The sequence below is a fragment of the Paenibacillus sp. S150 genome (genome assembly GCF_019352175.1).
Taxonomy (GTDB): domain Bacteria; phylum Bacillota; class Bacilli; order Paenibacillales; family Paenibacillaceae; genus Paenibacillus_AQ.
On record NZ_JACBYI010000043.1, the window covers coordinates 1 to 13,455 of the forward strand.

Genomic DNA, 13,455 nt, shown 5'->3' on the forward strand with positions numbered 1-13,455 from the left:
CATCTGACGAGAATTTGCATTCTCTTGATGAATTCCCAAGCGTCCAAGACGCTGTGAAACCCACCGGTTTTGGAATCACCGAAGTGAATTCCGATACTCACTCGTTGTTCAGTTTTCAAAGATCAAGCTCGTTGTCGGCGCCGATTATCTCGTCACCAGCAACTCTTATAATATATCACGTTCGGCCGATTAAAGCAAGCACTTTTTTCAGTTACACATCGGGCTAGGCGTTAACCTTTCATGGCCGGAACATGAATATATCATGCACCGTAATTCATTGCAAGCATTATTTTTGAATATACTAATTAAAAAAGCCATTCCATTCTTCACCATCAAACAGACATTGCGGCAAAGAAAGAAACAGCTTCATAGTAGAAGCTAATCATACATCTAAGCAATAATCTCCTGAATGTACAATTCTCGCTCCAGCATTAAATTAACGATTATACCTTCCACCTGTACCATTGGGCGTGTGGGATTGCTGCGATCTGTAAAAATAATCTCACCATGGCGGCCATCGCTAAGCCGTATTCTTGTGCCATTATACAGATCTGTTGTTTTCTGAATGAACGTTTGAACAATGACCGGATCCAGCTTGCCGAAGCTCTCGGTTAGCAGCTGCTCCAACACCAAATAAGGGGACTGAGCCTTTCTGTAAGCCTTTTCCAGTGTCATGGCATGGAATATATCTGCTACTGCCACAATCTTGGCATAGATGTGAATCTGACTGCCCTCCAGCCGTAAAGGATAACCTGAGCCGTCGATTTTTTCATGATGCTGCAGGGCGGCCAGCCGGACTCCTTCATTGATAGCCGTAACATTACGCAATAGCTGATACCCATAGGTAGTATGTCTGCGGACTTCATCAATCTCATCAGCGGTTAACGGCGTTGGCTTCTGCAGCAATGAAGCATCAACCTTAACGTTTCCTATATCATGCAGCAAGCCTGCAAATGCAGTCTGCATCCAATCTTTTTGCGGTTGTCCGCACCATTGAGCAATTTTGTAGGAGGTTAATGCAGAGAGCACCGATTTGTGATAATTATAATCCTGTTCAAAAAGAACGCGTGGTGCAAATTTCAGAACATGGTAGTCCTTCAAGTGGCTGATTAGTGTCTCCAGCTGGCTTCGCAGCTCAAGCATGGGGAGCTGAGCAGCTGCAGCTGAGGCGTAGCTCTTCTTAACAAGTGCCATCATTTTCTCATATTCATCGTGAAGGGGCGAATTGGTCTTGGCAAGCTGAGATTCATTGATGAGCGACCGTGCTTTGACAGGTGTCGGCTGCTTCGTAGCTGCTTTGGCTGTTTCAGGAGCTTTGTTCTCCCCTTGAGCGCCTTCAATCTCTATTTGCTGAATTAAAAAAGCCTGGAGGATTTCGATATCCCGCGGCAGTATAATTTTCCCTTTGGTAAACAAAACACCGCCCAAAGGTGTTACCACATCTTTAATAATCTTTGAACCCGGTTTAACTTCTCCTACGGATATGCTTGGCATAAATTCAGCCCCTCTGTTTCTGTAACACTTGTATTCAGTGATATGACTCCCTAATTATAGTATGGATCAAGGCAAGCGACTAGATGGAAGAGGACCTTTCCATGAATTTTATTACAAAGATATCTTCAAATGCCGGCTGCAAAAAAAGAGCACAAGTCTCTGCAAACAGAAACTCATGCTCTTGCCAATAAATATTATTCGAGGTTATCGTCTTCGCTATCAGAAAGCGTTTCAGACTGCCCCTCATCACCAGTATCCTCTGAAACTGCACCTGGAATCTCTTCTCCACCTTCTTGTTCGAAGAATTCATCCTCTTCCTCATTCTTGTCCGCTCTGCAGAGAGTAGCTACAGCATCGTCTTCACGGATATTGATCAGCTTAACTCCTTGAGCATAACGGCCCATGGTAGAAATGCCATCCATACTGGTACGGATCAGGGTACCACTTGTCGTAATGATCATCAGGTCCTCATCTTTTTTGACAACCTTCAAACCGACTACCGGACCATTCTTATCTGTGAGATTAATCGTCTTGATCCCCTTACCCCCACGGGTTTGGGAGCGGTAATCGAGGGCAGGGGTCCGTTTGCCGTAACCTTTGGTTGTGACAATCAATACCTCAAGCTCCTTGTCTACACAATCCATCCCAATGACATGGTCATTGCCGTCAAGCGTGATACCTTTCACGCCGGTCGCGCTGCGTCCCATAGAGCGTACATCATTCTCCGAGAACGTAATCGACATCCCGCGTGCGGTACCGATAATCAGATTTTGCTTTCCATCCGTCAGCTTAACCTCGATCAGCGAATCCTCCTCACGGAGATTAATCGCAATCAAGCCGCCTTTGCGGATATTGTTGTAATCCTCAAGAGGCGTCTTTTTTACGATTCCTTCACGGGTAGCAAAGAACAGATATTTGTCGCTGTCCGCTTCTTCCACTTGGATAACGGCGCTAATCTTCTCACCCTGCTCAATTTGAATCAGGTTGATAATTGGCGTCCCGCGTGCGGTGCGTCCAAGCTCCGGAATCTCATAGGCTTTGATCCGGTATACCTTGCCCTTGTCGGTAAAGAACATCAGGTAATTGTGGGAGTTGCTCACAAAGAGATGCTCCACGAAATCCTGGTCCTTGGTATCCATCCCGATAACGCCGCGCCCCCCGCGCTTCTGGCTGCGGTAGGTGCTGACCGGCAGACGCTTGATGTAGCCGGTATGCGTAATGGTAATGACAACCTCTTCACGAGGAATCAGATCCTCATCGAGAATACTTTCTTCCCCAACCGTAATTTCTGTACGGCGGTCGTCAGAATATTTATCCCGAATCTCCTGAAGCTCGTTGCTGATAATCTCCAGTACCAGATGCTCATTGGCCAGAATTTCACGGTATTCAGCAATCTTGGCCAACAGCTCGTTATATTCGTTCTCAATCTTTTCCCGTTCCAAGCCGGTCAGGCGCTGCATCCGCATATCAAGAATAGCCTGCGCCTGCTCAACGCTGAGACTGAAGGTGGTCATCAGGCCGTCTCGCGCAATGTCTGTCGTGCGGGAAGCACGGATTAACGCAATAACCTCATCCAGATGATCCAGGGCGATGCGCAGACCTTCCAGGATATGTGCCCGCGCTTCAGCCTTCTTGAGATCAAAAACAGTCCGTCGGCGGATAACTTCGATCTGGTGCTGCAAATAATGGTACAGCACATCGCGTAAATTAAGAATCTTCGGTTCGTTATTAACGATAGCCAGCATGTTAATACCAAATGTTGACTGCATCGAGGTGTGCTTGTAGAGGTTGTTCAGCACCACGCTTGGATTGACATCACGCCGCATCTCAACCACAACACGCATCCCGTTGCGGTCTGACTCATCCCGCAGATCCGTAATTCCTTCGATCCGTTTCTCGCGTACTAACTCGGCGATTTTCTCAACCAATCTGGCTTTATTAACCTGGTAAGGCAGCTCGCTGACAATGATCCGCGCTTTGCCGTTATTCTCTTCGATATTTGCTTTGGCCCGCATAGTGACCGATCCGCGGCCAGTACGGTAAGCCTGGCGTATGCCCTCACGCCCCAAAATGTAACCGGCCGTCGGGAAATCCGGGCCTTGAATATATTCCATAAGTTCCATGGGTGTAATATCAGGATTCTTGATCATCGCCTGTACACCGTCAATAACTTCCCCCAGATTATGAGGAGGAATATTGGTAGCCATACCAACAGCGATACCAGATACCCCGTTAACAAGCAGATTCGGATAACGGGCCGGCAATACTACAGGCTCATTCTCTTCCCCATCATAGTTAGGTGCAAAATCAACAGTTTCCTTGTTGAGATCGCGAAGCATTTCTCCGGCGATTTTGGAAAGACGCGCCTCTGTATATCTCATCGCCGCTGCCATGTCACCATCAATGGAGCCAAAGTTTCCGTGGCCGTCCACCAGCATATACCGCATCGAGAAATCCTGCGCCATCCGCACCATAGTCTCATATACGGCAGAGTCCCCATGAGGATGGTACTTACCAATAACCTCACCGACGATTCTCGCTGATTTCTTATGAGGTTTATCGGCAAACATTCCAAGTTCCGACATCGCAAACAAAATGCGACGGTGGACAGGCTTAAGTCCGTCCCGCACATCTGGTAAAGCCCGGCTCACAATGATGCTCATCGCGTAATCCATAAAGGATTCGCGCATTTCCACACCAATGTCCCGATCTTTGACTTGCGGGTTATTTTGTTCAGCCATGAGTTGCTGGACCTCCTTCAGTTAAAAACCGCTACCCTTTATTATATTACTTTCACAAAAGTAGCACAATTAAACATAATAGCCTTTTATCTTCTAAAATGATTTTCTTTAACGGGATAGGGGTATGCGCCCTTTCCGCCAATGCCTTCAGCACATAGACTGTAAAGACAAGAAGAGCGGCCTTATAACCCTGATTTTGTCCCAAAAGACATAACCTCATATCCACATATTATAACACTGTTTGGTTGGCTTGTCCTGAATTTTCAGCATGACCCGCGCTTAAGTCTACACGCACAAAATGAGTTATAAAATAACTTTTAAGGAGGAAGATCATGGGGATACAACGGGTTTCCAGCAAATGGGCTAAGACCAAGGTCATCCTGCAGAATCGCCAGCTTTCTATTTTCATTCCCGAGACGCGGAAATATAGCCTGGAGGCATTGGCAGAATTGCTTGGAATCTATGGAACGGTATATGTTAAGCCGGATCGCGGCACTTATGGCAGCGGGGTGATGCGGGTTGAACAGCGTACGCTTCATTTGAGTCCCAGCGAGCAGCAGCCCATTAACGACTGTACTCCAAACAACGAACTTGCGGACAGCGAAGAACCCGTAATTGAACAAAAGGTCATGTACATCCTGCGTTACGCCAAAGATGCAGAAGCCTTCTCCTCACCACAAGAGCTGCATGCAGCTTTATTGCCGCGGATCAGGGGACGTATCTATTTGATCCAGCAAGGCATTGATTTGCTGTGCCGTCAGGACCGGCCTTTTGATCTGCGGGTACTTACCCAAAAAAATCTCTCCGGGGCATGGGAAACGACGGGGATGCTGGGCAGAGTGGCCGCTCCTCAAAAAGTCGTGACCAACTATCACAGTGGAGGCAGCATTTTTTCCGTAAATGATTTGCTTAAAGAACATATGAGTCCGGGTGAAATAACCACAACGATTCAGCAGTTAAAGTCCCTTGGAGTCAAAATCGCCGCACAGCTTGAAACCGCCTATCCGGGTCTTAAAGAAATCGGGCTTGATGTGGCTATTGATCCGCATCATGATCTATGGCTGCTGGAGGTCAACACGCTTCCCTCGATTATTGTATTCAGCAGCTTTCAGAATAAAGCTATTTACCGCAAAATTCATCGTTATGCCGTGGCCTACGGCAGATTGAAGAGCATCCGCTCCTCCTCAGTTTCCCGGCATAACCGGGCTAAAGGACGCTAAAAAAAGAACCTTCGCTCTCTTATTCGTGAGGAATAGAGAACGGAGGTTCATTACAACGGTTTACAACAAGCTAGATATCCAAGTTGCGCACGGATTGCGCATGCTCCTGAATAAACTCCCGCCGCGGCTCGACATTGTCACCCATCAGCGTATCAAAAATTCCGTCAGCCAAAATTGCATCCTCAATGGTGACCTGCAGCATCATACGGCTCTCAGGGTCCATGGTGGTGTCCCAGAGCTGAGCGGCATTCATCTCCCCGAGACCTTTGTAGCGCTGAACGTTCACTTTAACATTCTCGCCGAAGCCGGCAATAATCTCATCCCGTTCCTTCTCGGTCTGAGCATAGCGGATAATCTTATTGCGCTCAATCTTAAACAGCGGCGGCTGGGCGATATAAATATAGCCTGCTTCGATAATCTTCCGCATGTAGCGGTAGAAGAAAGTCAGCAGCAAAGTTCTGATATGGGCTCCGTCGACATCCGCGTCGGTCATGATGACAACCTTGTGGTAACGGGCCTTGGACAAATCAAAATCATCGCTGATGCCTGTTCCGAGCGCCGTGATAATCGCCCGGATTTCGGCATTGGACAAAATACGGTCAAGACGCGCCTTCTCAACGTTCAGAATCTTACCGCGCAGCGGCAGAATCGCCTGGAAATGACGGTCACGGCCCTGCTTGGCGGATCCGCCCGCAGAGTCTCCTTCGACGATGTACAGCTCGCTGATTGAGGCATCCTTGGACGAACAGTCAGCCAGCTTACCCGGAAGGGCACTAACTTCAAGCGCACTCTTGCGGCGGGTCAGCTCACGCGCCTTGCGGGCCGCTTCACGGGCACGCGAAGCCTGCATGGATTTCTCCAGCACACGCCGGGAAACCGCAGGATTCTCTTCCAGAAATTCCTGCAGCTTCTCTCCAAAGAGAGATTCCACAATCCCGCGGACTTCACTGTTGCCAAGCTTGGTCTTGGTCTGGCCTTCGAATTGCGGCTCAGGAATTTTGACGGAAATGATTGCCGTCAAGCCTTCACGCACATCATCACCGGTCAGGTTGGAGCTGCTGTCCTTGATTACTCCTGTTTTGCGGGCATAGTCGTTAATAATCCGGGTTAATGCGCTCTTGAAGCCGGATTCATGGGTTCCGCCCTCATGCGTATTAATGTTATTGGCAAAAGAGTAAATATTCTCTGTATAGGAATCGTTATATTGCAGGGCAACCTCCACCGCAATCATATCACGCGAGCCTTCCACGTAGATGGGGTCCTCATGCAGCGCTTCTTTTTTCTCGTTCAGATATTTCACATACTCGACAATGCCGCCCTCGTATTTGAAAACATTCGAAACTCCGGTCCGTTCATCCAGCAGCGAAAGCTCAATGCCTTTGTTAAGAAAAGCCAATTCACGGATACGGGTTAACAGCGTCGTATATTCATACACGGTGGTTTCCGTGAAAATCTCCGGATCTGGATGAAACGTTGTTGTTGTCCCCGTCTCATCGGTATCTCCGATGACCCTGATCTCATACTGCGGCACGCCGCGTCTGTATTCCTGCTGGTAGATATGGCCGTCACGCTTAACGTTGACAACTACCTTCTCGGACAGGGCATTCACAACGGATATCCCTACACCGTGCAACCCGCCTGATACCTTGTATCCGCCGCCGCCGAACTTCCCCCCCGCATGCAGGACTGTCATTACGACTTCGAGCGTCGATTTCTTCAGCTTCACATTCTCGCCGACAGGGATACCCCGTCCATTATCAATTACAGTTACACTGTTATCCTCATGAATCTTTACTTGAATCCGGTCGCAATAGCCTGCCAGCGCCTCGTCAATACTATTATCGACGACCTCCCAGACCAAATGATGCAGACCTTTGGCGCTAGTAGAGCCGATGTACATGCCGGGACGTTTCCGAACTGCCTCCAGCCCTTCCAGTACCTGAATCTGGCTCTCATCATATGTCGGTTGATTCATTGACATGCCTTCACCTACTTCTTTCAGATTATCTCTTGTACAGCATAAACTGCTATATTTCCAACAAGATTTTGGCTCTTTTTTTGAGAGTGGAGGAGGAGATAGGGGAGTAATATACAGTATTCTTGGTGACTACAATGGACTTCGCTTCCTCTTCACCAATTCGTTCCAGTCTTTTGTCCTGCTCGGAATGAATAATGAACTGCTTCGATACCTTGGAGGATTTCTCAATCGAGATATCAAATATAGCAATTAACTCTGAGGATCGTATAATCTTCTCCCCGCCCAAATGAATATACATGCTTTTCCTCCGCTCTTTATAACTCCACTCTGCCGCCATGAACATGATATAGGCTTGCGCCTTTTAATTTATCGGCACTCAGACTCTCAACGCCGGTGGCGGTAATAAAAGTCTGTACCTTGCTTTGAAAGGTTTCGATAAGCTGGGTCTGACGATAGGGATCAAGTTCGGACAAAACATCGTCAAGAAGCAGCACAGGATACTCTCCAATCTCCTCATGGATCAGCTCGATTTCCGCCAGCTTGAGCGATAAAGCTGCGGTACGCTGCTGTCCCTGGGAACCGTAGACCTGAGCTTCTCTTCCGTTGATAAAAAAGGACAGGTCATCCCTGTGGGGACCCGTCAGCGTCATGCCGCGCCTGATTTCCTGATCTCTCGTTTGTGATAACTTTAACATAAAATTGTCCAATAAGACAGCTTCATCTTCCATATCCCGCTCACCGAAAGAGGGAACATACAGCAGTTTCAGCTCTTCTCCGCCGTTTGTAATGCCACGATGGATGCTTTCTGCCCATATTTGCAGCTTCTTTATGAATTGTTTCCTTTTTTTGACGATTTTAACACCGTGCTCTACAAGCTGGGCATCCCATATCTCCAAAAGCTCTTTGCCGGCAGCCTCTTTCCCCCACAGCTGCTTCAGCAAATTTCCTCTTTGGAGCAGCACCTTCTGGTATTGCTGCAGATGAAACAAGTAGCTCGGCTGTACCTGCCCGATCTCCATATCGAGGAACCGGCGTCTTATGCCGGGGGTCCCTTTGACAATTTCCAGATCCTCCGGAGCAAACATGACGACATTCAAAGAGCCGACGAATTCACTGAGCCTGCGCTGCTCCAGTCCGTTAATTCTGGCTTTTTTGCCCCCGGCGGACAGGGTCAGCTCCAGCTTCAGATCGCCGTATTTACGCTCCACCTCGGCTACAATTTGCGCAGAGCCTGCCGGAGCATCGAAGGAAATAAGCTCCTTATCCTTGGAGGTACGGTGGCTTTTGGTCATTGCCAGAACGAATAATGCCTCCATGAGGTTGGTTTTACCCTGGGCATTCTGGCCGAGGATCAGATTTACATCACCCAGGTTCTCCAGACGCAGCAGCCCGTAATTGCGGTAATACTGCAGACCGATATTTTTGACAAACACGAAGCTGTGCCTCCCTGAAGTGTTACTCTTTTATTCCGCCGCCTTCAACCTCAAAAACGCCGTTATCCTGAACCTCTATTTTATCACCCGGGTACAGCTTTCTTCCACGCCGATCTTCCTTTTCTCCGTTGACCCGAACATGTCCTTCTTGCAGCAAGGCTTTGGCCATCCCGCCTGTGGATACACAATCGGAGAGCTTCAAAAACTGGTCGAGCTTAATATATCCACTGTGGATAAGTATTTTTTTCATGATTTTTACCCTTTCTGCCACTTATCCACATGTGTATGGAAAGCGGAATTAATTGGTTGTCCGGTATGGCAGAATGACATACAGGCTGCGGCTCTCGTCCAGCGGCTTCAGGATGATCGGACTCATCATTCCCGTAAAAGCAATTACAAGCTGCTCGCTCTCCACAACCTTGAGGACATCCAGCATATATTTTGAGTTGAAGGAGATTCTTAGCGGTTCACCTTTGAAATCTATCACTTCCAGCTCTTCGCGTACCTTGCCCAGCTCCGATGAGCTGGATGAAATTTCAACGTCGCCGTTTTCGAGAGTCTGCATGCGGACGATATTCGTTTTTTCCTCACGGGACAGCAAATATGCGCGGTCAATTGAGTCGCTGAGTTTTTTTGTATCCAAAGTTAGTTCTGTTTTGTAGGCAGTCGGAATAATTCTAGAAGTATCCGGATAAATCCCGTCCAGGATACGCGAATAAAACAGCACCTTGTCAATTTTGAAAAGAACCTGGTTATCAGCTACGACAATATCCACCAGCATGTTCTGGTCCGGAATGATTTTGCTCAGTTCGTTCAGCGTTTTACCGGCGATGACGACGTTGGCAAACTGGACACTTTCCGTGCCTTCCAGATGCGCAGCCCTTGTTGCCAGCCGGTGGCGGTCTGTCGCCGTGAACTTGAATTCATTATCGCTGAGATTCCACAGAATCCCTGTCAATATAGGCGTTGTCTCCTGGGTGGAGATGGAGAAAGCGGTTTGTTTGATCATATTTTTCAGCAAATCGCCTGGAAGAGAAATGATTTCGTTCTCCTCTATGCTGGGCAGTACAGGGAATTCCTCAGGATCAAGGCCGACGATTTGAATCTCGGTGGAGCCGGAAGAGATATAGGTTTGGAAGCCTTCTTTGACTTCCATGTGAATTTCTTTGGAGGGGAGCTTCTTGATGATTTCGACGAAAAATTTGGCTGGAAGGACAACGCTTCCGGGCTGTTCGACTTTTACGATCGTTTGGTTGTCATCCTCTGCAGGAATGAAGGATTGGATAGAAATATCCGTATCGCTTGCAGTCAGGGTTACTCCCTGATGGCTGACCTCGAACTTAATGCCGGTAAGAATCGGGATCGTGGTTCTGCTGGAGATTGCCTTGGATACGTGTCCTATCGATTCGTTGAGCTCATTTTTAAGAATGCTTATTTTCATGATTTCACTCCTAGCTGAAAAGTTGGTAAACGGGTGGATGGTCATTCTCTTCGAAAGCTGCTCTTAGAAGATGAATTATTATAGTTATTTAATAGTATTAGTAGTAGGGGCGCCGTTTATGTGGATAACCCCGAAAACAGCATAAAATTAAGCCTACCCACATGTGTATAGATTGTGTATAGGCTCTTTGTTCCTCTTTATGAAGGATTTTTAATTTTCTCCGCAAGATTATTTACCACTTTGTACAACTCCTGGTCTACCTTTAATGATTGCGTAATCTTCTCATGGGCGTGAATAACGGTTGTATGATCCCGGCCCCCGAATGCTTCTCCTATCTTTGGCAGCGAATAATCCGTCAGCTCCCGGGAGAGATACATGGCGATCTGCCTTGGAAAAGCCACAGCCTTGGTGCGTTTGCGCGCTTTGAAATCCTCCATGCGCAAATTGTAATACTCGCCAACCTTTTGCTGAATATCGCCGATGGTGATCATCTTAGGCCGGCTGGAAGGGATAATGTCCTTGAGAGCCTCAGCGGCCAGATGTGTGGTTACATCCTGATTGGTCAGGGAAGAGTAGGCCACTACGCGTATTAAAGCGCCTTCCAGCTCACGGATGTTCGTATCGATCTGATTGGCAATGTACATCATGGCCTCATTCGGAATATCCAGGTTCTCTGCCTTGGCCTTCTTGCGCAGAATGGCAATTCGCGTCTCCAGATCCGGCGGCTGAATGTCGGTGATAAGCCCCCATTCGAACCGGGAACGCAGCCGTTCTTCCAGTGTGGGAATTTCCTTTGGGGGACGGTCGCTGGAAATAATAATTTGCTTGCGTTCTTCGTGCAAAGCATTGAACGTATGGAAAAATTCCTCCTGCGTTGACTCCTTGCCGGCGAGGAATTGAATGTCGTCAATGAGCAAAATGTCAACGTTGCGGTACTTGTTGCGGAAGCTTTCACCGCGATTGTCGCGGATGGAGTTGATGAACTCATTCGTAAATTTCTCGGACGAGATGTAGATAACCTTATTGTTCGGGTTATGCTCCAGCACGTAGTGTCCAATGGCATGCATTAAATGAGTTTTCCCCAGTCCCACGCCTCCGTACAAAAACAGAGGATTGTAAGCTTTGGCAGGCGCTTCGGCCACGGCCAGTGAGGCAGCGTGCGCAAAGCGGTTGCCGGAACCGATGACAAATGTATCGAAGGTATATTTGGGATTGAGCAAATGGGTCTGCGCTTCTTCGCGCGATACCGCCGGAGTGGGAGCCATTTGTTGTACAACAGGCTCTGATGGCTTGTTCTCCTCAATCACAAACTTAACGTCCACCTGGTGTCCGGTAACTTCATACACTGTAGCTCCTACCAATTTTGTATAGCGACTTTCCAGCCATTCTACGGCAAAGGTTGTAGGCGCCGAGATGATTAGAGCCTGGGGGCTGAAGGTAAGCGCCTTCGTGGCCTTGAACCAGGTATCGAAGCTCGGCTTGCTTAATTTGGTTTGAATAATCGATAAAATTTGCTGCCATAATTCGGAAGTATGGCTGTCCACAGACTGTCACTCCTTTAAATCTTCCAAATGTGGCATCAGCCATGAAGTGGAAATGTCGAAGAAAATGGGTTGGTACTGAATCTTATCCCCAATAGGCAATATATAGAGACAAAAAAATATGGATAAATTTGAATTGTTCACAACGTTATCCACAGCTTGTTGATAATATAGAGAACAAACAAACCTATTCACATTCAAAAGTAATACCATCATAGCAAAACCACCCTTATTTTTCAATGAGCACGGCCATTTTATCCACAAATTCAATCACTTGTGTATAATTTTTAGGAACAACACTACATATTGTTGATAATTTGTTCACCGTTCGACAATATCTCCTAAGCCTTCGATTTTTTTATACACAGGTTGTGCGCAGCTGTGAGTAGTTTAATGAAATTTTGATCACAAGTGGATAACTGTAAAATGCTGTGGATTATTTTTTTGTATAATCAGCATTGTGGATAAAAGCTGCGAATGATGCGGGGGCTGCGGGGAAGGTGTACAAGGTTGACTTTTTCATTGATTATGTGTTTAAATATATAAAGGTGTTTTCTGTGAGGATTTGTCTCCAAATTATAATGATAATACTTGTAGATACTGTCCCTACTCAAAGGACGGCTTAGTTCCGTTTCTGCTTATATGACAGTAATTATGTTCCTGTAAGGGAGGTGCAATACATGAGACCGACGTTCAAACCGAATGTGAGCAAACGCAAGAAGGTGCATGGTTTCCGCAAAAGAATGAGCACGAAAAACGGCCGTAAAGTGCTGGCAGCCCGCCGCTTGAAAGGCAGAAAAGTTTTGAGTGCGTAAGTTAGGCCATTTAGGGACCACTATGGTGGTCCTTTTTTAGATGTTAAGGAAATAGTACGTATAAACGTATTATTGATGTAAGCAAATTAATTGCTTCCTTATATACGCGCAGAAATGGTCTCACTCTTATCGGGGAGTGAGAGTCCCCGTTTCTTCATATTGTATAGATACTATTCGGCTCTGCAGAGGAATACGCCCAAGATAGCGTTGGCTAACTTTGCGGGGCTTTTTAATGTATGCGCGTACTTGGAGCAGCATTCAGAGGCGTGCAGCTTAAGAGCCGTTTATGTCGGCTTCCCGATGACCATACTAATTTAGAAGATAAATTCCGGAGTGCTCTGAATCCGGTCTTTGAATAGGAGATTCCCGTGCACAAAAGTTTACGATTACGAAACCGTGCCGACTTCAGCCGCGTATACCGCCATGGGAAGTCATTTGCCAATCATCAGTTTGTGGTGTATTGGTTCAGCAGAAAAGAGGTTGAGCGGTTCCGGCTGGGTGTATCGGTCAGCAAAAAGGTCGGAAACGCGGTTGTACGCAACCGGATGAGACGGCTGGTGAAGGAGATTGTAAGGCACCATGAGCCGGAAATTGCCGGAGGAATTGATATGGTGTTCATCGTAAGAAAAGGAGCGCTCTCCAAGGATTATGCCGAACTGGAGAAAAGCGTGCTGCATGTGCTGCGCAAAGCCAAGCTGCTCAAGGCTTCACGCATGTCTTAGGGGCAGAAGGGGCTTGTTTATTTGTATTCATAATTATGGTATGATTTACGGTGCAATGGAATGTTTAAGA

11 protein-coding genes are annotated in these 13,455 nt (G+C 47.3%); 3 read left to right on the plus strand and 8 right to left on the minus strand.

Annotated elements, in window-relative coordinates:
- Positions 1-390 precede the first annotated feature (390 nt).
- Together HYD27_RS26185 and gyrA are read right to left on the minus strand one after the other, a co-directional pair.
- The gene (locus HYD27_RS26185) at positions 391-1,494 is read right to left on the minus strand and encodes an HD-GYP domain-containing protein (protein ID WP_219220149.1); all 1,104 of its coding nucleotides are present in this window, start codon (positions 1,492-1,494) and stop codon (positions 391-393) included.
- A gap of 194 nt (positions 1,495-1,688) precedes the next feature.
- On the minus strand, positions 1,689-4,235 hold the full coding sequence (gene gyrA, locus HYD27_RS26190) for a DNA gyrase subunit A (protein WP_219220151.1): 2,547 nt from the start codon (positions 4,233-4,235) through the stop codon (positions 1,689-1,691).
- Positions 4,236-4,567: 332 nt separating this feature from the next.
- Here gyrA and HYD27_RS26195 point away from each other — a divergent pair, with 332 nt between their 5' ends.
- Positions 4,568-5,455 (plus strand): YheC/YheD family protein, encoded by an 888-nt coding sequence (locus HYD27_RS26195; protein ID WP_219220153.1) that lies wholly within the window; start codon positions 4,568-4,570, stop codon positions 5,453-5,455.
- Between the two features lie 70 nt (positions 5,456-5,525).
- Here HYD27_RS26195 and gyrB read toward each other — a convergent pair whose 3' ends face one another.
- The 6 genes from gyrB to dnaA all read right to left on the minus strand — a co-directional run bounded on the left by gyrB (position 5,526) and on the right by dnaA (position 11,851).
- Complete coding sequence (gene gyrB, locus HYD27_RS26200) at positions 5,526-7,436, minus strand: DNA topoisomerase (ATP-hydrolyzing) subunit B (protein ID WP_219220156.1); 1,911 nt, start codon at positions 7,434-7,436, stop codon at positions 5,526-5,528.
- Between the two features lie 46 nt (positions 7,437-7,482).
- On the minus strand, positions 7,483-7,731 hold the full coding sequence (gene remB, locus HYD27_RS26205) for an extracellular matrix regulator RemB (RefSeq protein ID WP_219220158.1): 249 nt from the start codon (positions 7,729-7,731) through the stop codon (positions 7,483-7,485).
- 16 nt (positions 7,732-7,747) lie between these two features.
- Positions 7,748-8,866 carry a DNA replication/repair protein RecF gene (gene recF / locus HYD27_RS26210; RefSeq protein ID WP_219220160.1) on the minus strand — a complete coding sequence of 373 codons (1,119 nt, stop codon included), beginning with the start codon at positions 8,864-8,866 and terminating at the stop codon, positions 7,748-7,750.
- A 22-nt stretch (positions 8,867-8,888) separates the two neighbouring features.
- Positions 8,889-9,116: a S4 domain-containing protein YaaA gene (yaaA, locus tag HYD27_RS26215; protein ID WP_074112951.1), complete on the minus strand. Its 228-nt coding sequence runs from the start codon at positions 9,114-9,116 to the stop codon at positions 8,889-8,891.
- 48 nt (positions 9,117-9,164) lie between these two features.
- Positions 9,165-10,307 carry a DNA polymerase III subunit beta gene (gene dnaN / locus HYD27_RS26220; RefSeq protein ID WP_219220162.1) on the minus strand — a complete coding sequence of 381 codons (1,143 nt, stop codon included), beginning with the start codon at positions 10,305-10,307 and terminating at the stop codon, positions 9,165-9,167.
- A 197-nt stretch (positions 10,308-10,504) separates the two neighbouring features.
- On the minus strand, positions 10,505-11,851 hold the full coding sequence (gene dnaA / locus HYD27_RS26225; RefSeq protein WP_219220164.1) for a chromosomal replication initiator protein DnaA: 1,347 nt from the start codon (positions 11,849-11,851) through the stop codon (positions 10,505-10,507).
- 677 nt (positions 11,852-12,528) lie between these two features.
- Here dnaA and rpmH point away from each other — a divergent pair.
- Positions 12,529-12,663 (plus strand): 50S ribosomal protein L34, encoded by a 135-nt coding sequence (gene rpmH, locus HYD27_RS26230; RefSeq protein ID WP_019914530.1) that lies wholly within the window; start codon positions 12,529-12,531, stop codon positions 12,661-12,663.
- Between the two features lie 368 nt (positions 12,664-13,031).
- A complete protein-coding gene (rnpA, locus tag HYD27_RS26235) occupies positions 13,032-13,385 on the plus strand; it encodes a ribonuclease P protein component (RefSeq protein ID WP_219220166.1) in 354 nt (117 codons plus the stop codon).
- Positions 13,386-13,455: the final 70 nt, after the last annotated feature.